The organism is Streptomyces sp. NPDC048337 (assembly GCF_043201175.1).
Lineage (GTDB): Bacteria > Actinomycetota > Actinomycetes > Streptomycetales > Streptomycetaceae > Streptomyces.
The window spans coordinates 1-21,363 of record NZ_JBICYR010000046.1 but is presented as its reverse complement, the minus strand read 5'-3'; the positions used below and the strand labels follow the sequence as shown (position 1 = coordinate 21,363).

Annotated in this window: 15 protein-coding genes; 10 read left to right on the top strand and 5 right to left on the bottom strand. The window is 72.5% G+C overall.

All coding sequences use genetic code 11. The features are described from left to right. The first annotated feature begins 281 nt into the window (after positions 1-281). Positions 282-854, top strand: a complete 573-nt coding sequence (locus ACGFYU_RS36965; RefSeq protein ID WP_393831691.1) for a hypothetical protein — start codon at positions 282-284, stop codon at positions 852-854. Here ACGFYU_RS36965 and ACGFYU_RS36960 read toward each other — a convergent pair. Further along, positions 847-1,722, bottom strand: a complete 876-nt coding sequence (locus ACGFYU_RS36960; RefSeq protein WP_393831692.1) for a Gfo/Idh/MocA family protein — start codon at positions 1,720-1,722, stop codon at positions 847-849. The genes ACGFYU_RS36965 and ACGFYU_RS36960 overlap by 8 nt on opposite strands. Positions 1,723-2,054: 332 nt before the next feature. On the opposite strand from ACGFYU_RS36960, the gene glnII reads away from it, so the two are divergent. Together glnII and ACGFYU_RS36950 are read left to right on the top strand one after the other, a co-directional pair. After that, entirely contained in the window at positions 2,055-3,074 is a 1,020-nt protein-coding gene (gene glnII / locus ACGFYU_RS36955; protein ID WP_393831690.1) for a glutamine synthetase, read from the top strand. 463 nt (positions 3,075-3,537) lie between these two features. Next, the gene (locus ACGFYU_RS36950; RefSeq protein ID WP_393831689.1) at positions 3,538-4,137 is read left to right on the top strand and encodes a winged helix-turn-helix domain-containing protein; all 600 of its coding nucleotides are present in this window, start codon (positions 3,538-3,540) and stop codon (positions 4,135-4,137) included. Positions 4,138-4,215: 78 nt separating this feature from the next. On the opposite strand, the gene ACGFYU_RS36945 is transcribed toward ACGFYU_RS36950, so the two are convergent. Next, the gene (locus tag ACGFYU_RS36945; protein WP_393831688.1) at positions 4,216-5,694 is read right to left on the bottom strand and encodes a PepSY-associated TM helix domain-containing protein; all 1,479 of its coding nucleotides are present in this window, start codon (positions 5,692-5,694) and stop codon (positions 4,216-4,218) included. Between the two features lie 79 nt (positions 5,695-5,773). Continuing rightward, positions 5,774-6,397, bottom strand: coding sequence for a hypothetical protein (locus ACGFYU_RS36940; protein ID WP_393831687.1), 624 nt, complete (start codon positions 6,395-6,397; stop codon positions 5,774-5,776). 179 nt (positions 6,398-6,576) lie between these two features. Between ACGFYU_RS36940 and ACGFYU_RS36935 the strand changes: the two genes are divergently transcribed. The 7 genes from ACGFYU_RS36935 to ACGFYU_RS36905 all read left to right on the top strand — a co-directional run bounded on the left by ACGFYU_RS36935 (position 6,577) and on the right by ACGFYU_RS36905 (position 13,326). After that, on the top strand, positions 6,577-7,164 hold the full coding sequence (locus tag ACGFYU_RS36935) for a rhomboid-like protein (RefSeq protein ID WP_393831686.1): 588 nt from the start codon (positions 6,577-6,579) through the stop codon (positions 7,162-7,164). 41 nt (positions 7,165-7,205) lie between these two features. Beyond that, entirely contained in the window at positions 7,206-8,000 is a 795-nt protein-coding gene (locus ACGFYU_RS36930; protein ID WP_393831685.1) for a tyrosine-protein phosphatase, read from the top strand. Between the two features lie 79 nt (positions 8,001-8,079). Beyond that, a complete protein-coding gene (locus tag ACGFYU_RS36925) occupies positions 8,080-9,993 on the top strand; it encodes a hypothetical protein (protein WP_393831684.1) in 1,914 nt (637 codons plus the stop codon). Between the two features lie 77 nt (positions 9,994-10,070). Further along, the gene (locus tag ACGFYU_RS36920; RefSeq protein ID WP_393831683.1) at positions 10,071-10,967 is read left to right on the top strand and encodes a metal-dependent hydrolase; all 897 of its coding nucleotides are present in this window, start codon (positions 10,071-10,073) and stop codon (positions 10,965-10,967) included. Continuing rightward, a complete protein-coding gene (locus ACGFYU_RS36915) occupies positions 10,964-12,007 on the top strand; it encodes a PDR/VanB family oxidoreductase (RefSeq protein WP_393831682.1) in 1,044 nt (347 codons plus the stop codon). Before ACGFYU_RS36920 ends, ACGFYU_RS36915 begins: the two co-directional genes overlap by 4 nt. A 23-nt stretch (positions 12,008-12,030) precedes the next feature. Beyond that, positions 12,031-12,747 (top strand): TetR/AcrR family transcriptional regulator, encoded by a 717-nt coding sequence (locus tag ACGFYU_RS36910; RefSeq protein ID WP_393831681.1) that lies wholly within the window; start codon positions 12,031-12,033, stop codon positions 12,745-12,747. Positions 12,748-12,789: 42 nt separating this feature from the next. After that, positions 12,790-13,326 (top strand): GNAT family N-acetyltransferase, encoded by a 537-nt coding sequence (locus ACGFYU_RS36905; RefSeq protein ID WP_393831680.1) that lies wholly within the window; start codon positions 12,790-12,792, stop codon positions 13,324-13,326. Here ACGFYU_RS36905 and pulA read toward each other — a convergent pair. Both pulA and ACGFYU_RS36895 read right to left on the bottom strand, forming a co-directional pair. After that, complete coding sequence (gene pulA, locus ACGFYU_RS36900; RefSeq protein ID WP_393831679.1) at positions 13,313-18,655, bottom strand: pullulanase-type alpha-1,6-glucosidase; 5,343 nt, start codon at positions 18,653-18,655, stop codon at positions 13,313-13,315. The two genes, ACGFYU_RS36905 and pulA, sit on opposite strands and share 14 nt — an antisense overlap. 87 nt (positions 18,656-18,742) lie before the next feature. Continuing rightward, the gene (locus tag ACGFYU_RS36895; protein ID WP_393831678.1) at positions 18,743-20,479 is read right to left on the bottom strand and encodes a carbohydrate-binding module family 20 domain-containing protein; all 1,737 of its coding nucleotides are present in this window, start codon (positions 20,477-20,479) and stop codon (positions 18,743-18,745) included. Between the last annotated feature and the right edge of the window lie 884 nt (positions 20,480-21,363).

Genomic DNA, 21,363 nt, shown 5'->3' with positions numbered 1-21,363 from the left:
GTGGGGGGCTGCGGGCCCGGGGCGCCGCCCCCCCCCGCGCCGGGGGCCCCCCCCCCCCCCCCCCGGCACGACACGGAAGGACGATGAGACTGACGGGAAACCCCCAACCCCTCCCTGAGACCGACCAGCCCAGACCCCGACCCCCCACCCCCCACCCGCGTGAGTACCGGATGAAGACCCCGCCCCGGCACAAGCGCCCCTCTTCACCTCGCCCCCACCCTCCCCCCACGTAGGGTGACCCCAGCAGCAAACCAGGACGTACCGCACCAAAGGGATCACCCGTGGACGAGCAGCCCGTGAACGAGCAGCCGCAGCCGGACGCCCAACCACATCCCACCCCCACCCCCACCCCCACCGGACAGCCCTTCCCCCCGCCCCGGCGCGGGGCCGACTGGATGTTCGGTGGGGTGTACGGGACCGTGCTGGCCAGTGGGCTGCTGGCCGCGCTGGATCAGAAGGGCGGGGACTACACGCCGTTCTACGACGCCAGCTGGGTGCTCGTCACAGCGGCCGCCGCCGGTCTCGCGCACGGGTACTCGCACCACATGACCACCCATCAGCGCGGCTCCGCCCGCCACCGGTGGCAGCTGCTGACCCGGGCGCTGTGGAACGAGTGGCCGATGATCGCGGCCACCCTCCCCACGGTCCTGCTGCTGGTCATCGCGGGGCTCGCCGACTGGGACTCGTACGGGGTCACCGCCGTCGGCCTCGGCCTGAACACCGCGCTGCTGTTCGCCTGGGGCTCCTTCGTGGCGATCCGGGTCGGCTACCGGCTCCGCTCCGCGCTGCTCATCGGCCTGGCCGACGCCACGATCGGCCTGGCCATCATCGTGGCGAACGCCGTCATCAAGTAGCGCCCCCCACCTGCCCCTCCGCCTCCGCCAAAAGCTCCGTCAGCCGCGCCCCGAACTCCGCCCCCCGCGGATCCGGAACCCCCGTCCGGGCCGCCGTGAGCAGCGCGTCCAGGGCTCGCCCGTAGGCGCCCGGGACGTCGCTCCACCCGGGGAGCGCGTGCACTCCCTCGGCTCCGCGCAGTTCCAGGCCCACCCCGGCGGCCGCGCGCGGGGCGCCCAGGCTGAGCACGGCGGTGCTGGCCGCGCCGGAGGTGTGGCGGAGGGCCAGTTGGACCACGTCGGAGGGGCCGCGGGTGGCGCTGACGGCGGTGACCTCGCCGAGGATCGGGATCAGCACGGAGAGCGCGTGCGGGCCGACGTCCCACAGGCCGCCCTTGGCCTTGCGCCAGGGCGAGTCGGCGTACGCGCTGGGCGTGCCGTCGGGCGGGAAGACGGCGCCGAGCCAGTGCGCGGAGGCGGTGAACCAGCCCGATCGTCCGGCCTGTTCCGCGACCCATCCGGCCGTCGGCTCGGCGAAGCGCAGGGTGAGGAAGACGATGGAGGCGACCCCGTGCCGGGTCACGGCGTCGGCGACGGCCCGGGCGTCGGCGACGGTCGTCGCGACGGGCTTGTCGAGCAGGAGGTGGCAGCCGGCGGCGGCCGCGCGCACGGCGAGCGGGGCCTGGACGTCCGGCGGCAGGGCGAAGGCCACGACGTCACAGTCGGCGAACAGCGCGCCGGGGTCTTCGTACACCTTCACGCCGTACTCGCCCGCCAGCTCGGCCGCGGCCTCGGGCCTGCGGCCCCACACCCCGGCGAACTCGGAACCGGTGTGCGCGGCGAGCGCGGGGGCGTGCGTACGGTGCGCCCAGGGGCCGGTGCCCAGCAGTCCGACCCGGGGTCGGCGGCCTGCGGGGACCTGCTGGGCGGCACTCTCGACGGGGCTCTCGGCGGGGTCTCCGGCAGGGTTCACATCAGACAAAATGCTCACCCGACCAGTCTGCCCCACCCGGACGGAGGCTCCGCCACCAACCCGCCGCCGACCCGCACAACCCACCCGACCTGCGGCGTAAACGTCGGTAACACGGGGTTCACACGCGGGCAACGGATGGGAAATCGCGACGGGGCACGCTGCGGTCATCACCGCAGCGTTGAAGCAGGCAATGAAGCAAGCGACGAAGCAGCGACCAGCAGCACCGCAGAGTCTGAGGATGGGGCCCCGTGAGCTACAAGGCTGAGTACATCTGGATCGACGGCACCGAGCCGACGGCGAAGCTTCGCTCCAAGACGAAGATCCTGGCGGACGGCGACGCGCTGCCGATCTGGGGCTTCGACGGATCGAGCACCAACCAGGCCGAGGGCCACGCCTCCGACCGCGTCCTGCAGCCGGTCTTCTCCTGCCCGGACCCGATCCGCGGCGGGGACAACGTCCTGGTCCTGTGCGAGGTCATGAACATCGACATGACCCCGCACGAGTCGAACACCCGCGCGCTGCTGCGTCCGATCGCCGAGGAGTTCGCGGAGCAGGCGCCGATCTTCGGCATCGAGCAGGAGTACACCTTCTTCGACGGGTCCCGCCCGCTCGGCTTCCCGGTGAACGGTTTCCCGGCGGCGCAGGGCGGTTACTACTGCGGTGTCGGCTCGGACGAGATCTTCGGCCGCGAGATCGTCGAGAAGCACCTGGACCACTGCCTCGCGGCGGGCCTGAGCATCTCCGGCATCAACGCCGAGGTCATGCCCGGCCAGTGGGAGTTCCAGGTCGGCCCGGTCGGCCCGCTGGAGGTCTCCGACCAGCTGTGGATCGCGCGCTGGCTGCTGTACCGCACCGCCGAGGACTTCAACGTCTCGGCGACGCTGAACCCGAAGCCGGTGAAGGGCGACTGGAACGGCGCGGGCGCGCACACCAACTTTTCCACGAAGGCGATGCGCGAGGACTACCGCGCGATCGTCTCGGCGTGCGAGGCGCTGGGCGAGGGCAGCAAGCCGCTCGACCACGTGAAGAACTACGGTGCCGGCATCGACGAGCGTCTGACGGGTCTGCACGAGACCGCCCCGTGGAACGAGTTCAGCTACGGCGTCTCGGACCGCGGCGCCTCGGTCCGCATCCCGTGGCAGGTGGAGAAGGACGGCAAGGGCTACATCGAGGACCGCCGCCCGAACGCGAACGTGGACCCGTACGTGGTGACCCGCCTCATCACGGACACCTGCTGCACGGGCCTGAAGAAGGACGGCCTGGTCTAAGACCGCGGCACACCCCGAAGCACCCCGCAGCACCTCCCAGCACCCCGCAACGCCCGCCGAGCCCCAGGCCCGGCGGGCGTTGCCCGTGTCCGGCGCGGCCGCGGAAAGGGGTGAAGATATGTCGGAATTATTGCGGTCCGGTGAGGACTTGATCTCGGAATTCGAGATGTGCCTCCACTCATTGAGACGAGGTCTGCCCCGGACGGCCGGCGTCTGCTTGAATACGGCCATGGCCAGCCACTCATACACCTCGTCAGGTCGCAGCGACCTCGAGCCGTTCTGGCCTTCCCGTCAGGATCACGATTTCGACCGGGTGTGTTGCCGCGCGAAGAACGCGCCGGCCCTCTAACGCCTCCGGGATCTCCCACCTGATCTTCCCCGAGGCCTTCGGTCTGCGCGGTACGACATCGACGACGTACGTACGTCTCCTGCCGACCACTCCGCGTGAAAGAGCTGACCACTCATGGCGAACACCCGTTCCATCACTTCTGCCGCCTCCGCTGCGACCTCCGCCCTGACCTTCCCTCCCAGTCCGCGCCACCGGCTGCGCGCCGTGGACCGAGACGAGGTGGCCCGGGTCGTGGATCTGCTCCCGCCCGGCGCCACCTGGCTTCCCGCGCCCCAGCACACCCTGCCGGCGCTGCCGGGCCACCCGCCGATGGTCGGTTACCTGGTCCTGGTACCCGCCGACCAGCAGCCGCCGATCGCCTTCGCCCCGCAGGCGGTGGCCGCCCCCGCCCCGCCGGCCGCCCCGGCCCCCCAGCCCCCGGCCGCCGCGGGCGACGCGCTGGTCCGCATCGACTCGGCGCAGCGCACCGCCGAGGTCGACGGGGAGGTACTCGACCTGACCTACCTGGAGTTCGAGCTCCTGGCCCACCTGGTGAAGCACCCGCACCGGGTGCACAGCCGGGACCAGCTGGTGACCACCGTCTGGGGCTACGGACACGTCGGCGACGGGCGGACCGTGGACGTCCACATCGCCCGTCTGCGCCGCAAGCTGGGCGCGTCCCACCGCGGCGCGATCCAGACCGTGCGCCGGGTGGGGTACAAGTACGCCCCCTGACGGGCCTGTCGGTCGACCGCGCACGGCGGGCCCGTACTCCCGAGGGGAGTACGGGCCCGCCGGCATTCCCGGCCAGGGCTAGGCGGCCGGGGTCGGCGCCTTCGCGCGGCTCCGTGCCACGAAGCCCAGGGTCAGGTCGACCACCAGGAACGCGACCAGGCTGATCCCGAGCAGCGGGACGAACCAGCCGACCACCGCGGTCACCGCCACCAGCGGCAGCAGCACGGTCACCGGCAGCCTGCGCCAGGCACCGCGCGGCTGGGCGCGGCCGACGGAGAGCCTGCGGTCCTTGGTCGGCCGGCGCAGCCACCACATCCGGTAGCCCCAGAAGACGAGGAACATCAGCGCGACGGCGAGCGCGGCCAGCGCGAGCTGGTTGACGAGCCCGAAGGTCTGGCCCATGTGCAGGTCGATGCCGAAGCGGGTCATCTTGGCGAGCAGCGGGTAGTCGGCGAAGCGCAGTTCGTCCATGACCCGGCCGTCGGCGGGGTCGATCGAGACGGCGTCCAGGTGCACCGGCACCTGCTTGTCCTTCTCCTTGACCACGTACCCCTTGCCCTTGGCCGGGAGCGTCACCTGGAGGTACTCGGTGACGCCGGCCGCCCGGGCGGCCGCGACGGCGCGGTCGATGCCGACGTCGGCGGTCGGGGCGGGCGGCGGCATCTCCATGCCCTCGGTCCTGGGGGTCCCCCCGGACGGAGTCTGGGGGATGTGTCCGGCGTGCTCGTCGCCGCCCGCGGAGTCCGAGCCGGGGGTGAGCTTGGCGGAGACGGTCGGGGTGGCCCCGCCGAGGCTGTCCTGGAGCTGCCCTATGTTCTCGCCGGCGTACTTCGACCAGGTCAGGCCGGTGGCGGAGAGGACGACGAGGCCGGCGACCGACCAGAGTCCGACGGTCCCGTGCCAGGACAGGGTCCGGCGGCGGCCGGTGGCCGCGCGGTCGGGGAGGACGAGGTCGGCCCTGCGCCCCCGCCTGCGGCCGGTCCACAGGGCGAGTCCGCCGAGGGCGACGACCCACAGCCAGCTCGCGGCGAGCTCGCTGTAGTTCCGGCCGAACTCCCCGAGCTGGAGGCTGGAGTGGAACTCGCTCAGCCAGGCCCGCAGCGGAAGCGCGTCACCGGAGGTGGTGAGCTGCCCGCGCACGTCGGCCGTGTACGGGTCGACGAACACGGTGCGGGTCTGGCCCTCCTCCAGCCCCGGGGCCTCCATGACCACGCGGGTGGTCGCGTCGGCTTCGGGCGCCGGCGCGACGCCGGTGACCTTGCCCTCGGGTACGGCGGCCTTGGCGGCCGCGACCTGCTCGCTGAGCGGCAGGGCGCTCTCGCCGACGCGGGCGACGGTCAGCTGGTCGGAGTAGACGATCTTCTCGGCCTGCCAGGAGCCGGCGTACAGCAGGCCGGTGGCGGCGGCGAGGAACAGCAGCGGGGCGATGAGCAGGCCCGCGTAGAAGTGCATGCGCAGGAGCAGCGGCCGCAGGGCGGCCCAGCTGCCGGGGCTCTTCTTGGGTGTGTCGGCGGGGGCGTCCGGGGTGCGGGCGTCCTGAACCTCGTCAAGTGACATGGGGGTCCTAGGTGTTGGCGAAGACATGGGGAAACCGGCCCCAGGTCTCGCCCCCCCTCGCCGAGGAGGGTGCGCCGGTTCAGGCGCGGGCAGGACGGCCGGGGGCCGTGGCGCGGGGGACTCGGCCCCCGGGCGGCCCGCGGCGCACCACGGCATGGGCGTGCACGGCCCCGCGCAGGCGGCGCGGCCGTTCGTGGTACGGGGCGTGGAACGCGGGCGGGGCCGCCGGGGCCGCCACCCGTTCCCGTACGAGGGTCAGTGCGCGGGAGAGCGGCCGGGCCGCGTGCACCGCGGCGGCGCCCAGGGTCCGGGCCAGCCGGAAGAGGGCGGCTTCGCCCCACGCCACCCAGGCGGCGCAGAACAGTCCGGCGAGCACGTGCGCGGCGATCATCCCGGCTCCGCCGTGACCGGCCATGACATGTCCGGCTGCGATGTCGTGTCCGCCCATGGCCTGCTCGGCCATCCCGGCCATGTCCGCCATGCCCGTCACGTCGGCCGGCCCGGCGGGGTCGGAACTCGCGTCCATCTCCATGCCCGGCATGTGGCGGTGCGCGGGCGCGGCCGTCTGGCTTCCGGAGAAGACGAGGTGCAGCACTCCCTGCACGGTGAGCAGGGCCGCGGTGATCCCCGCGGGCCCCCGCCGTCGCCCGGCGGCGAGCCAGGCGAGTCCGCCGGTCACCGCGAAGGCACCCAGAAGGCCCATCAGCGGAATATCCGTGCCGGACATGTATGAATGCCCCACCGCACCCAATGCGGTACACACCGCCGCGAACATCGCGGCCCGCGTGGCGCGCATCGGCGCGTGGTTCCGTGACATGGCCGGAACATGTTCCCACGGGGCCCGGTGCCGCCCGCAAGAGGGCCGTATCCGATCATGGTCGGGTGAATCCAATTCCCCTGGGAGCGGTCTACGCGGGCGGGGTCCAGCTCGGGGCGCACGCCCTGGAGCGCAGGGCGCCGGCCGAGCGGGAGCAGCTGCTCCGGAGCTGCTCGACGAATGTCGACAACCTCGCCTCCGGGCGCTGGGAGACGCTGCTGACCAGCGCCTTCGTCGTCGAGGAGCCCATGCCGCTGCCCTACGCGCTGCTGCTGGTCGCGGTCCTCGGCTACGCGGAGTACGCGTACGGCGCGTGGTGGACGGCCGCGGTGTTCCTGTTCGGGCACGCCACGGCGACGCTCCTCGTCTACGGGGCCCTGCGCGGGACGGCCGATCCGCGGACCCGGCGCGCCCTGGACGTGGGGACGAGCTACGGGTTCAACGCCGTGCTCGGCGCGCTGACCTCGGCCCTGCCGCGCGGGGCGGTCCGTACGGCCGCACGGGCGGGGCTGCTGGCGCTCGCCGCGGCACCCGTACTGAAGCGGGGGCGGACCTTCACGGACGCCGGGCACCTGGTGGCCCTCGGGGTCGGGATCGGGGTCTCGCTGGCCGTCGATTGTCTTTCCGGCCCAAAACATCCGAAAATCATATGAATCACCCAAGAGTACGAGCACGAGCCGCTGGAGCCGCCACGATGACCGCCACCCCCGCCACCACCGTCGCCAATCTCCGCGACCTCGGCGGCACCCCCCTCTCCGGCGGCCGCACCGTCCGTCCCGGCCTGGTGCTGCGCTCCGGCCAGCTCGACCGGCTCGACCTCGACGCCGACCCGGCGGTGGCCGCGCTGGGACTGCGCACCGTCATCGACTTCCGCACCGAGGTCGAGCGCGCCGACCACCCCGACCGGGTGCCGGACGGCGCCCGGATCCTGATCGCCGACGTACTCGCCGACAAGATGAACTCGGGCCGGATGCCCGCCGCCGCGCAGCTCAAGGACCTGCTGTCCGACCCGGTCGTGGCCGAGGAGCACCTGGGCGGCGGCAAGGCGCAGGCCCTGTTCGGCGAGGTCTACCGGTCCTTCGTGAACTCCGCCTCGGCGCACGCCGCGTACCGCACCCTGCTCACCGAGGCCGCCGACCCGGACGCCGGCCCGCTGCTCTTCCACTGCACGGCCGGCAAGGACCGCACCGGCTGGGGCGCGACGATCATCCTGTCGCTGCTCGGCGCGGACGACGAGACGCTGATGGACGAGTACCTGTCGGTGAACCCCGCGGTCAAGCAGGCCTTCGCCCCGATGATCGAGGGCTTCACGGCGGCCGGCGGCGACCCCGACATAGCGCTCGCGCTGATAGGCGTCTTCCCCTCCTACCTGGAGGCGGCACTGGAGGAGGTCGAGACGCGCTACGGCTCCATGGAGAAGTACGTGCGCGAGGGGCTCGGCATCTCCGACGAGACGGTCGAGGCGCTGCGCGCGCGCCTGGTGGCCTGAGCCCCGACCGAGCCAGATCCACCCGAACGTGTGCACTGGGGGCGGGTGACCATCCGACGATTCGCTCGTTCTGCTGAACGTGACTGCGCCGGATACCGCCACCCGCCCCCTGTCTCCCGATGTCGAACAGGCCGAGGCCGCCATCGTCGAGCACTACCCTCGGCTGGTGCGGCTCGCCTACCTGGTGCTGCCGCCCGCCCTCGGCCGCAACCGACGGGTGCTCACCGCCCATTCGCTGGTCCAGCGGGCCCTGCCGCGCGGACGCCGGGACGTGGCGGCGGCCGTGCAGGGCGGGGTCCCGGGCCAGCGCGGCGGCGGGGGCGACGCCGGGTACGCGTACGTCCGGTTGCGCGTGCTGCGCGCCGCCCTGGAGGCCGGGGTCCCGCTGACCTTCCGCGCCCTGCCCCGGCGCGCGCAGCTCCCGCCCGCGCTCCCCCAGGTGTGGGGCCTGCGGCTGTTCCCCCGCTCCGGCGGGGCCGAGGAGCTCGCCCTCGACCAGTGGCTGGCCACCCTCGGCGGGCCCGGCCGGGCCGCCTGCGTGCTGCGGGCGCTGGAGCGGCTGCCCGAGGCGGAGGTGCTGCGGGTGCTGGACGAGGCCGGGGTGGCCGACCCGGCCGCCGCGGTCGCGGAATCCGGGGATCCGGCGCACGACGCCCTCTTCGCCTCCCCCGAGTTCGACCCGTGCGTGCTCCAGGCCCGCCCCACCGACCTGCTGCGCCGCCGGCGCCTGGCGCGGGCCGCCGTGGCCGCCGGGGCCGCCCTCGCGGTGTGCGGGGCGCTGCTCGCGCTGCCCGGCGGGGGCTGGGGCGCCGACGGGGCCGCCGCTCCGCCGTACTCCCGCAACGCGGCGGCCGAGCAGGCGCTGGACCCCGGGAAGCTGACGCGGGCCGCGCCCACGCTCTGGCGCACGTCCTCCCGTACGGACTTCTCCGCCTGGCCCGCGCGCGGCGACCGGGCCGACGACACCGGGCTGCTGCGCCGGGCGCTGGCCGTCTGGGCCCGGCCCGGGTCCTCTGTGGTGGTCTCCGCCACCCCCGCAACCCCCGCCGGGCCGCCGATGGGACCGGCGCAGCTGCTGTTCGCGGGCGCCGTCGACCAGGCCGTCGTGGTCCTCTTCTACGACGGCCTGCGCGTGGTCCGGTACGCCGAACCGCGCACCGGGACCACCGGCGCCGCCCTGGACTTCGCCCGGACCGACGGCGCCTCCGCGGACACCGCGACCGCCCTCGTGGTCAGCCGGGTCGACGGCAACGTCCGCTACCTGACCGCGCCCTGGGTCACCGGCGCGGCCCTGCGGGACCTGCTCAAGCCGGGCGAGAGCCCGGCGGCGCTGAAGCTCGGCCCGGACGGGGTCACCCCGCCGGTGCCGAGCCCGGCCCCGGGGGGCGACTGCACCGGCTGGAACGGCCTGGCCCTGACGGGCGACGGTGCCACCCGGCTGATCACCGACCTCGGCGAGCTGACCCCGGCCCGGCTCACCTCGGGCGCGCCGGGCGCCGAGCGCGACGTGACGGAGGCCGCGGAGCTCGGGGACTGGTCGCGGATCGCGTGCCTGCTGCCGTCGGTCCGCTCGCACGGGGTCCGTACGGTCAACGCCTGGACGTACGCCAAGCAGCCGCTGCCGGAGGGCGACGGGGCGGCGACCTGGCTGTGCACGCGGGCCGAGACCTGGCAGGGCACGGCGGACCGGGTGCAGGCGCAGTTCCTGACCCCGGGTGCCCCGCTCGCCGCGCAGGCGGCCCGGTCGGAGGGGTCGCAGGCGTGCGGTCCGCGGGAGCCGCGGGTGCTGGCGGGCGTGCTGTGGAAGTCGCGGGCGGGCCAGTGGTACGTCCTGGCGGCGGGCAGCGCGCAGTTCGCCTCGCTGTCGGTGTCGGGCGGCGGGGTGAACGGCGCCGCGAAGGGCAACCGGCTGGCGGTGAAGGCTCCGGCGGGCGCCCAGGTCGACCTGTCGGGCCATCTCACGGACGGGACCAAGGCGGGTTCACTTCGCTAGGAGCCACACCGGTAGCCGCGTCAGGAAGTGCGTGCAGAGGGGTTCTCCTCTCCACTACCCATCAGTACATTGACGCCATGTCTAATACGCCGCTCGCGCCCGCCCCCGTGGCGTCGGAACACATGGACCTGAAGCCGCGGAACGTGTCCTTCGGATGGGAGGGCACCCCGCTCCACTGGCTGCCGAACGACCCGTTCGCCGGGCACATGATCAACGTGCTGCACCTGCTGCTCCCCGCGGGCGAGCGCTGGTTCGTGCACGTCTACAAGCAGGTGCTCCCGTACATCAAGGACGAGCAACTGCGCGCGGACGTGGTCGGTTTCATCGGCCAGGAGGCCATGCACGCCGCCGCGCACGACGACGTGCTCCCCCACCTGAAGCGGCTGGGCCTGGACCCGACCCCGTACACGGCGCAGGTCGACTGGCTCTTCGAGAAGCTGCTCGGCGACCGGACCCTGCCCCCGGGCCGGGCCCGGCACTGGTGGCTGATGGAGCGGGTCGCGATGATCGCGGCGATCGAGCACTACACGGCGTTCCTGGGCGACTGGGTGCTGAACGCGGACGAGTTGGACCGGCGGGGCGCCGACCCCATGATGCTCGACCTGCTGCGCTGGCACGGCGCGGAGGAGGTCGAGCACCGCTCGGTGGCCTTCGACCTCTTCATGCACGTGGACGGCAACTACCGCCGCCGCGCGCGGACCTGGGCCACCGGCTTCTCGGCGCTGGTCTTCCTGTGGCAGCGCGGGGTCCGCTTCTTCATGGAGAACGACCCGACTCTGGCCGACGGCAAGGCCTCCTTCGGGCAGTTCTTCCGGGCGGGGCAGCAGGGCGTGCTCCCCTCCACCGGCGCCATGCTGAAGTCCATACCGAAGTACCTCTCCCGTACGTACCACCCCTCACAGCACGGCTCGACGGCCCAGGCCGTGGCCTACCTGGCCACCTCCCCCGGCGCGAACGGCGGTGCCGAGGCATGAGGCGCGCCCTCGCGGTCACGGCGGTGGCGGGCGCGGCCTGGGCCGCCAAGCGGGCGCTGGGCCGCCGCATCGGCAAATCCCCGCTCTGGCCCCTGCCCGCCCTGGACACACCGGTCTCCGGCTACTCCCCGCGCCGCGCGCTGCGCACGCTGATCGTCTCCCGTACGCAACCGGCCGAGGGGGTGCTGCGGCTGGTCCTGGAATCGCCCGAGCTCCCGACGTGGACCCCGGGCGCGCACGTGGACATCACCCTGCCCTCGGGCCTGGTGCGCCAGTACTCGCTGTGCGGCGATCCGGCGGACGAGGGGACGTACACGATCGCGATCCGGCTGATCGAGGACGGCCGCGGCGGCTCCCGCGAGGCGCACGCACAGCTGGTCGAGGGCGCCGAGCTGGAACTGCGGCCGCCGCGCAACCGCTTCGAGCTGGTCCCCGCGCCCTCGTACGTGTTCGTGGCGGGCGGCATCGGCATCACCCCGATCCTGCCGATGCTGCGGGCGGCCACCGCGGCCGGCGCCGACTGGACCCTCCTCTACGGGGGCCGCTCGCGCGCCTCGATGCCCTTCCTGGCCGAACTGGCGGGCTACGGCGACCGGGTCCGCGTCCTGCCGGAGGACGAGGTGGGCCTGCCCGACCTGGCCGCGGTCGGCGCGGCCGGGCACGGGGCGCTGGTCTACTGCTGCGGCCCGGAGCCCCTGATGCGGGCCGTCACGGCCGCGGCCCCGGATCCCGCGCAGGTCCGCCTGGAGCGCTTCGCCCCGTCGGAGCCCGGCCCGTCGGCGCCCTTCACGGTGGAACTGCGCCGCTCGGGGCGCACGGTGGAGGTCGGCGCGCAGGAGTCCACGCTGGCCGCGGTGCGGCGGGAGCTGCCCGACACTCCGTACTCCTGCGAGCAGGGTTTCTGCGGCACCTGCCAACACCGGGTGGTGGCGGGCGAGGTGGACCACCGGGACGAGCTGCTCACCGACCTGGAGCGCGAGGACTCGATGCTGCTGTGCGTTTCGCGTGCGAAGGGGGACCGCCTCGTCCTGGACCTCTGAACGGTCCCCAGTAGGGTGTCCGCATGACAACCGGGGTGCGACGCAGGATGGGTGTCGAGGAGCGGCGGCAGCAGCTGATCGGGGTTGCCCTGGAGCTGTTCAGCCACCGGTCTCCCGACGATGTCTCCATCGACGAGATCGCGGCGGCCGCGGGGATATCGCGGCCGCTCGTCTACCACTATTTTCCGGGCAAGCTCAGCCTGTACGAGGCGGCGCTGCGGCGGGCGGCCGATGAGCTGGCGCAGCGGTTCGTGGAGCCCCAGGAGGGGCCGCTGGGTGCCCGGCTGCTGCGGGTGATGGGGCGGTTCTTCTCGTTCGTCGACGAACACGGGCCGGGCTTCTCGGCCTTGATGCGGGGCGGGCCGGCGGCCGGGAGCAGCCGGGCCAACGCGATGATCGACGAGGTGCGGCAGGCGGCGTACGAGCAGATCCTCGCGCACCTGGGCATCCCGGTGGAGGATCCGCCGGCCCGGCTGGAACTGGTGGTGCGGTCCTGGGTGTCGCTCGCCGAGTCCACGGCGCTGATCTGGCTGGACGGGCGCCGGATTCCGCGGGGCGAGCTGGAGTTGCAGCTGGTGCACGACTTCGCGGCGCTGGCCGCGGTGAGCGCGGCGTACGACGCCGAGATGGCCGGCATCCTCGTACGGATCCTGGCCGACGAGCCGGCGGACGGGCCCTTCGGGGAGCTGGTGGCCCGGCTCGGGGCGCTGACGGCGGGCGGGGTCCCCGCACCGCGTTGATCTTCGGTGTGGCGACTGTGTTCGATCACCGATAATGCCCGCGTGATCATTGACGACGGGATCTTGTTCCGGCAGGCCGAGGAGAAGGACGCCGGCACCCTGGTGCAGCTGTACGACGGGGCTGCCCGCTGGATGCGGCAGCACGGGATCGAGCAGTGGAAGCCGGGCGAGAAGGACGCGGCGCACTTCCTGGCGAAGATGCGCGACGGCGAGGTGTGGCTCGGCGGTGACGCCGACGGCCGGGTGGTCGGGGCCTACGAGCTGTGGTGGTCCGACGAGGAGGCCTGGGGCGTGCAGCCGCCCGTGGCCGGTTACGTGCACCGGCTGATGGTGGCGCGCGAGACCGCCCCCGCCGGCACCGGGCGCCGCCTGCTCGAACATGCCGAGCGGCGGATCGCCAGGACGGGACGGGAGCGGGCCCGGCTGGACTGCGTCTCCACCAACCCCCGGCTGCTCGCGTACTACCAGGGCGCGGGCTACCGGGTGGTCGGGGAGTTCCCCCACAAGGAGGGGAAGGGCGGCAGGATCTACGGGGTGATCCTGCTGGAGAAGCGCCTGGACCGGCTCAGCGTCGTGTGAAGACGGCGACCGTGCGGGCGGGGGTCGTGAACTCTCCTGTCGTCGCGTCGTAGGTGGACTGCCGGACCGTGGCGTCGGAGCCGGCGGCCTGGACCGGGTGGAGGGCGTAGGCGGTGCCCGCGAGGGCCGGGAGGCGCTGGGGCTGGGCGGTGGGGGTGGCGTTGAAGACCACCACCAGGTCGCCCAGGGTCATGGTGATCACGCCCGGGGTCTCGTCCTTGCCGGAGAGCGGGAAGGCCAGCTGCTGCTGGACCGCCTCCGCGGTGGTGAGGGCGAAGGCCCCTTCCGTCGTACGGATCTTCAGGAGGTCGCGGTAGGCGGCGGAGGCTCCGGTGATCTCCGCGCAGCCGGGGGCGGCGCCCGTCAGCAGGGGCTTCGCGTAGAGCCACTTCGAGGAGTTGTCGGCGGCCGGGGGCAGGCCGCGGCCGAAGCCGTTGCCTTCGCGGCAGTCCCAGTGGATGGCGTTGAACCAGTCGCCGCTGTCGTAGGAGTTGCGGTCGAGGGACTTGGAGCGGAGCAGGTCCGTGCCCGCCTGGGAGAGGGCCGGGCCCTGGGAGAGGGCGGCCGTCGCCATGGCCAGGACCTGCATGCGGGCCCGGTCGGCGGTGGAGGTGCCTTGCGGGAGCTTGTAGGTGAGGGCGTCGGCGAGGGTCTCGTTGTCGTGGGCGTCCGCGTAGGCCAGGGCGTCGCCGGGGGCGGCCGCGTAGCCGGCCGGGGCGCCGTTGTAGTCCAGCTCGGAGCCCTTGATGCGGCGGCCGGTGGTGTCGGTGAAGGCGTACGGGGCGAGGTTCCCGGACAGGCCGACCTTGATCAGGTCCTGGCCGTGCAGCAGGCGGGCCTTCTGCTCGGCCGGGGTGCCGTTGGCCGGTGAGCCGTTGGGGGCGGTGAACAGACCCGAGGCGAAGCCCTGGACGCGGGGGTCCTCGTCGAAGGGGCCGCCACCGCGGACGGCGTCGCGGGCCCGGTCCGAGAAGGTGGCGATGCCGGTGCCGGCCATGTTCTGCTGGGTGGCCTGGACGAAGCGGGCGTCGTTCGCGATCTCGCCGAAGTTCCAGCCCTCCCCGTAGAGGACGATCTTCTTGCCGTCGACCCCGTCCTTCGCGGGGGTCAGCTCGTCGAGGGCCTTGCGGACGGCCAGGATGTTGGCCTTCGGGTGGTGGCCCATCAGGTCGAAGCGGAAGCCGTCGACCTTGTACTCCTTCGCCCAGGTGACGATCGAGTCCACGACGAGGCGGCCCATCATGGCGTTCTCGGGGGCGGTGTTGGAGCAGCAGGTGGAGGTGGCGACGCTGCCGTCGGCCAGCAGGCGCTGGTAGTAGCCGGGGACGATGCGGTCCAGGACGGACTTGTCCGACTGCCCGGCGGCGACGGTGTGGTTGTAGACCACGTCCATCACGGTGCGCAGCCCGGCGCCATTGAGGGACTGGACCATCCTGCGGAACTCGACCGTACGGGCGGTGCCGTTCGGGTCGCCGGCGTACGAGCCCTCGGGGACGGTGTAGTGCAGCGGGTCGTAGCCCCAGTTGTAGGCGTCCTTCGCGGCCGCGGCGGCCACGCACGCCTGCTGCTCCTGCGAGTCCGGCGCGTAGACCTTCAGGTCGCAGGCGGGCTCGGTGCGGTCCGCGGCCTTCTCCGGGATGGTGCCGATGTCGAAGGCCGGGAGGAGGTGGACGTAGGAGGTTCCGGCGGCGGCCAGGTCGCGCAGGTGGCGCATGCCGGCCGAGTCGGTGTCCGTGAAGGCGAGGTACTGGCCCGGGTGCCGGGAGGTGCGGTCCGCGATGGAGAAGTCGCGGATGTGCAGCTCCTGGATCTGGGCGGAGGTGAAGGGGACGGCGGCGGGCTTGCGCAGGTCCTTCCAGCCGGGCGGGGCGAGCTTCGGGTCGGCGAGGTCCACGGCCAGGCTGTGCGTGGAATCGGCGGTCAGGGCCGTGGAGTACGGGTCGGTGACGAGGTTGCGGACCACCTGGCGGGTGCTCGGCGCCCAGACGGTCACGGCGTAGCGGTAGGGCTTGCCGGTCCAGGAGCGCTCGCCGCGGACCGACCAGACGCCGGTGGTGTCGTCGCGGCGCATGGCGACCGTGCGGCCGTCGAGTTCGAGGGAGACCGCCTGTGCGGTGGGGGCCCAGACGGAGAGGGTGGGGCGGCCGTCCTTGAAGACCGGGCCCAGGGGGGCGGTGTTCGCGTACAGGTCGTCGAGTACGCCGGCGAGCTGGACTCCGGTGGCGGCGAGGACGGCGCCGTTCGCGGCGCGGGCGCTCGCGACGAGCTGGCCGCGCAGGGCACCTCGGACCCGGTCGCGGTCGCGCGGGTCGACGGTGAAGGCGGTGTACGCCGCCAGGTGGGGGAACTTCTGCTTCTGGGCGGCGGTGAGCTCGGTCCGGTTCAACCGCAGCCAGTGGGCCTGGCCGGTGAGGGTGCCGTTCTCGGCCTTGACGGCGCCTTCGCGGGAGGCGAGGAGCTGTACGGAGGCGGCGGCCGCGGGGGCGTTCCAGGCGAGGGTGTCGCGGTCGATCCAGACGGCCTGGGCTTTGGTGAGGTCCAGGGCGGCGGCCGATCCGGCGGGCTGCGGGAGGAGGTACTTCTCCTTGCCGCCCAGCATCCAGACCTCGTGGCCGGTGGCCTTCAGGTCGAGGGACTGGTCGGTGGGGAGGTCCTTCTCGTCGCCCTTGTGGAGGATGTAGCTCAGGGAGGTCGCACCGGCCCCGAGCGGAACCTCGTACACCGCGCCGTAGGAGTCGGTGCGGGTGGGGAGCAGCGGCTTGGACCAGTCGGTCGGGGTCGCGGCGCCCGTCCAGACGTGCAGTCCCCAGCCGTCGTAGGCGCCGTCGGGGCGCTGGTAGTGCAGGACGGCCTTGTTCGTGTCCTGCGGCGGGTAGGCGGGCCGGTCGGTGCGGGCGGGTTCCTTGCCCTGCTCCAGCCAGATCTCGCCGGTCTTGGTCACGTCGATGGTGCGGTCGGCGGCGACGTCCTTGTTGCCGTCCTTGTCGATGACGAGGTAGCCGACGGAGGAGGCGCCGGGCTTTAGGCGGACGTAGGCGAAGGCGCCGTACGCGTCGCGGCCGGTGAAGTCGTGCCCGGCGGGCCAGGGCGTCGCCTCGCCGTCGGCGAGGTCGCCCCAGGCGTAGAGGCGCCAGTCGGTGTAGTCCCCGTCGGGCCGGTTGTAGTGGACGACGGCGTAGTCGCGCTGGGTGGCGGTCGGGACCTCGGGGGGCGGGGCCTGACCCGCGACGGTCTCGGCGAGGGCGCTCGCGGTACGGCCGGTGGAGTCGACGACGACGGCCTTGTAGCGCAGGGCGGTGCCTGCGGGGGCGGTGATGTGCTGGGTGACCCTGTAGGGGGCGTGGTCGGCCGATCCCAGAACCTGCCACTTGTCGTTGCCGGTCTGGGCGGCGAAGACGACCCGGTTGAGGCCGCCGCCGGTCACGTCGGCGGACAGCTCGAGGGTTCCGGTGGCGCCGGGGGCCGGGGCCTTGAGGGTCAGGGCGGGCTTGACGGTGGGGGCGGCGAGCGGGGTGGTGCCCTGGAGCACAACCGAGCCGAAGGCGGGGACGACGACGGTGAGCTTGCCGGCGGCCGAGGCGCGGATCAGCGCGGTGCCGCCGTAGAGGGTGCGGTACTGGGCGCCGGCCGGGGCGTCGATCTCCACGGTCCTGGACTCGGCTCCGTTGTTGGCGGCGACCAGGTACTCGGTGCGGCTGCGGGCATCGGTACGGGCGAAGGCGTAGACCGAGCCGTCGCTGAGGCGCTCGCTTTGGACGCCGTCGCGCAGGGCGGGGTGGGCCTTGGTCAGCTTCGCGAGAGCACTGATCTGCCGATAGAGCGGGTGCTCCGTATCGTAAGCATCGCTCGCATGAGTACGCGCCGTTCCCAGCTGGTCGTCGTCCACATAGTCGGCGACCTGGGAGCCGAACAGCGGCTGGCGGGCGTCCTTGTCGCCGCCCGCACCCGTGAAGCCCTGCTCGTCCCCGGAGTAGATCACCGGATTGCCGCGGGAGAAGAACATCAGCTCGTTGGCGAGCCGGTAGCGCTCCAGCAGCTCCTGCTCCCCTGCTCCCGGCCGGTCCTGCTTCAGGAAGGTCCCGAACCGGCCCATGTCATGGTTCCCGAGGAAGGTCACCTGCTCGTAGGCGTTGGCCTTGTCGGTGGTGTAGCGGTAGTCGTCACCGAAGACCGAGCCCAGCCGCCCGGCCCCGGCGCCCTGGGAGGCGTACGCGCGGATCGCGTCCTGGAGCGGGAAGTCGAGCGTGGCGTCGAGCCGGCCGCGCGTCACGTAGGGCGAGGTGACGGCGGTGTCGGCGGAGTAGACCTCGCCGAACATGAAGAAGTTCTTCCGGCCGCGCTGGGCGGCGTACTTGTCGAGGGCGGTGGCCCACTGCGTCCAGAAGCCGGTGTTGACGTGCTTGACCGTGTCGATGCGGAAGCCGTCGATCGCGAAGTCCTTGACCCACTTCTCGTAGATCTTCTCCATCCCGCTGACCACTTCGGGGCGCTCGGTCCACAGGTCGTCGAGGCCGAAGAAGTCGCCCTGCTCGGAGGATTCCCCGGCGAAGGTGGAGTCGCCCCGGTTGTGGTACATCGTCGGGTCGTTCAGCCAGGCCGGAGCCTTCAGGGCCTTCTTCGCGTCGGGCACGAACGGCGTCCGCGGAAAGGACCCGGCGTCGACCGCGGGGAACTTCCGCTTCCCGTCGGCGTAATCGGAGTCCGCGAAGGGCACCCCGTCCTTGGTCAGATAGGGGAAGGCCCCCTTCGACAGGTAGGAGTACGACTGCTCCCGGTAGTCGACGACATCGGCGGTGTGGTTGGTGATGACGTCGAAGAAGACCTTCATCCCCTTGCCGTGCGCCGTGTCGATCAGCCGTTCCAGATCGGCGTTGGTGCCGAAATGCGGGTCGACCTGGGTGAAGTCGGTGATCCAGTAACCGTGGTAGCCGGCCGAGACGTCGTTGCCCTTCCCCTGCACCGGCTGGTTCTTGAAGATCGGCGCCATCCAGATGGCGGTCGTCCCCAGCCCCTTGATGTAGTCGAGCCGGTCGGTCAGCCCCTTGAGGTCACCGCCTTGGTAGAACCCCTTGTCCGTCGGGTCGAGCCCGGTCTCCAGCCGGGTGCCGGTCAGGCCGCCCTTGTCATTGCCCGGGTCGCCGTTCGCGAACCGGTCCGGGAGGACGAAGTAGAACTGCTCCCTGGTCAGGTCGTGCCGCGCGGGCTCGGCGGCCAGCTTCGCGTCCGAGGGCGGGGCCGGCGGCCGGGCGGCGGCCGCCGCGGCGGGCAGGGCGGGCAGGAGCGTCACGGCCAGCGCGGCGGCGAGCACTCCTGCGGCAGGGCGTATCAAGGCGGTTCTCCTCGGGTACGTGAGGGCCGCCCGGCGTGGCGGGGAAGGTGGGTGCCGGGCGGCCCTGGTCTGTGAGCGGGCGGGGAGTCAGCTGCGCCAGGTGTCGGTCAGCGTGACCTTGCCGCTCGCGGGGACGGTGGCCGTGCGGTTGGCGCCGCTCTCCCAGGTGACGTTCCCGGAGCCGTCCTTGCGGATGTACTTGTACGCGAAGGACGTGCCGGCCGGGAGCGTGACGTCGAGCTTCCAGACGGGGTAGGCGGCGGGGTCGAGCTTGAGCGCGCTCCCGGTGTTCCAGCCGCCGAGCTCGGCGCGGTCGCCGACGACGTAGATGTTCTGTCCGACCACGGTGGTGGCGTTGACGGCGAAGGAGGCACCGGAGGTCGCTGAGGGCGGGGTGGTCGTACCACCGGAGCAGGTCCGGGCGCCGACGTGCAGCGCGACGGCCGTCCCGGCCGGCAGGGTCGCGGTGAACCGCCCGCCCGCGTCCACGGTCACCGCGCGGCCGCTCTGCACGTCGCAGTAGTCGCCGGAGGCGAGGGAGGTCTGGAAGGTCCGGGTCAGAGCGGACCCCTCGTGGTTGATCGCCACGTACGCCTTGGCCCCGCGGCCGAAGGCGATCTGGTCGGCGCCGTTGTCCCACCAGTCGGTGACGGCCTGGCCGCGCGCCGCGTTGCGGAAGCCGACCATGGAGGCGATCTCCCGCCAGGCGTGCTGGCACTTCCACCCGTCGGAGTAGCAGGCGTTCACCGTCCCCCCGTTGGGCGGCCCGGCGTCCTTGTCGGCCCACTCGTATCCGGAGTGCACGTCCGGCGACCCGTAGGGCCAGGCCAGCATGAAGACGCTCGCGAGGGTGTAGTCGGACCCGTTCTTGTAGTTGAGGGTGTCGCCACCCCGCTCGGTGTCGTGGTTGTCGACGAAGACGGCGGACTGCCCGCTCGGCATGTACCCCCACGCCTCACCGAAGTTCTTCAGGTAGGCCAGGTTCTCACTCTGAAAGACCCGCTTGAGGTCCCGCGCGTACCGGAACTCCTGCACGTCCCCGTTGCCGAGGTACTCACTGGGCGACACGGCCTCACCGGCGCCGTATATCGCCTCCTGCTTCCAGTAGACCCCCGGATTGGTCAGCCGGGACTTGATGTTGGCGAGGTCGGCGGCCGGCATGTGCTTGGCGGCGTCGATCCGGAACCCGTCGACGCCCAGCGACAGCAGGTCGTTGAGGTACCCGGCGATGCGCCCCCGCACGTAGTCCTCGCCGGTGTCCAGGTCCGCGAGCTGCACGAGCTCGCAGTTCTGCACGTTGGCCTTGTCCTGGTAGTTGGAGATGGTCGCCCGGCAGTCGTCCATGTCGGAACCGGAGTAGATCCCCGGGTAGTTGTACTTCGTGTACGAAGACCCACCCGTCCCGACCCCGTCCCCGGCGGCCATGTGGTTGATGACGGAGTCGGCGACGACCTTCACCCCGGCGGCGTGACAGGTGTCGACCATGGCCTTGAAGGCGGCCCGGTCCCCCAGCCGCCCGGCGATCTTGTAGCTGACGGGCTGGTACGAGGTCCACCACTGGGACCCCTGGATGTGCTCCTGGGGAGGCGAGACCTGAACGTACCCGTATCCGGCGGGCCCGAGGGAATCGGTGCACGCCTTGGCCACGGAGTCGAACCGCCACTCGAACATGACGGCGGTGACGTCCTTGTCCCCCGGCGGGGTCGCGGAGGCCTGCGGGGCGTAGGCGGTGAGCGCGGCGAGCGCGGCGGTGGCGAACAGGCCCGCGGCGGCGGCGCGGGACCGGGCGGCGGGTGTGGCGGGTCTGGCGGCTCTGACAGACATGCGGGGGGTCCTCCTGGCGGGAGAGGTGGGGATTGTCCGCGACCGTAGAGGGGTGACCCGCAGTGTTGCAAGAGCTTGCGCAAGAGATTGCAGAATCGTTTCGCGGGTGGGTCGGGTCGGCGGTGTGCCGCGAGTGTTGACTCAAAGGGGGAGCGGGCACGGGCCCGTCCCCTCCTGTGCGCCCGTGTCGCCGTCGGCGTTACCGTCAGACGGCTGCGCGCGTGAGGGCGGTGGAGTGGGCTTTGGCCGGTGTCCTGCCCGGGTTGGGGTCGAGCATGTTGGTCATACGCTGGCCCGGCAACTCGGGCAGGCCGTGATCCTGCCCGGAATTGGAAGGAGTGGCCCCCTGGCCTTGCCTGACGCGGGCCCCGGCCCGGGGAGGTGGGTAAAGCCCACAGAGGCGACCAGCCCCACTTCCGCGCCGCCGCCTCGGCCAACTCCCCGCCGTCGCCTCGCCGTCGGCCTGCCGCTCGCCGTGCAGCCGTCCGGCTCCTCCGCGCTTCCGGCACAACGCTGCGCTGTTTCTGCGCGGCCTGTTCGCTGGCCGCCCGCGACGGCGGAGCGAAGAGCGGGCCTGGTGGGCGGCCGTGCCGCGCGCGACCCGCCTCAGCGGGTCGCCTTGAGGACGTATAGAACTTCAGGTGGTGCTGCCGTCGCTGCGTCTACCATCGAAAGCCTCACCAACACCCTCGACGAGAGATAGCGTGCCGCCGGCTGGCTGATGCGGCTCAGCGACCGCACTTGAGCCCCGACCGAGAAACCTCGGCCGGGACTCCTTCGTCCGCCGACGTTGCCGCTGAGGTTGAAAGGGTGGGGTGACAGCGGGCGTTGACGGTGCTACATCCTCGTCATGAGGTACGCGGATGGCGGCGGTCTGACCGCTG

Coding starts and splice junctions, on each gene's coding strand:
- ACGFYU_RS36930 (WP_393831685.1), top strand. CDS start 7,206: ATGACCGCCACCCCCGCCACCACCGTCGCCAATCTCCGCGACCTCGGC.
- ACGFYU_RS36920 (WP_393831683.1), top strand. CDS start 10,071: ATGTCTAATACGCCGCTCGCGCCCGCCCCCGTGGCGTCGGAACACATG.
- ACGFYU_RS36910 (WP_393831681.1), top strand. CDS start 12,031: ATGACAACCGGGGTGCGACGCAGGATGGGTGTCGAGGAGCGGCGGCAG.
- ACGFYU_RS36895 (WP_393831678.1), bottom strand. CDS start 20,479: ATGTCTGTCAGAGCCGCCAGACCCGCCACACCCGCCGCCCGGTCCCGC.
- ACGFYU_RS36915 (WP_393831682.1), top strand. CDS start 10,964: ATGAGGCGCGCCCTCGCGGTCACGGCGGTGGCGGGCGCGGCCTGGGCC.
- ACGFYU_RS36950 (WP_393831689.1), top strand. CDS start 3,538: ATGGCGAACACCCGTTCCATCACTTCTGCCGCCTCCGCTGCGACCTCC.
- ACGFYU_RS36945 (WP_393831688.1), bottom strand. CDS start 5,694: ATGTCACTTGACGAGGTTCAGGACGCCCGCACCCCGGACGCCCCCGCC.
- ACGFYU_RS36940 (WP_393831687.1), bottom strand. CDS start 6,397: ATGGGCCTTCTGGGTGCCTTCGCGGTGACCGGCGGACTCGCCTGGCTC.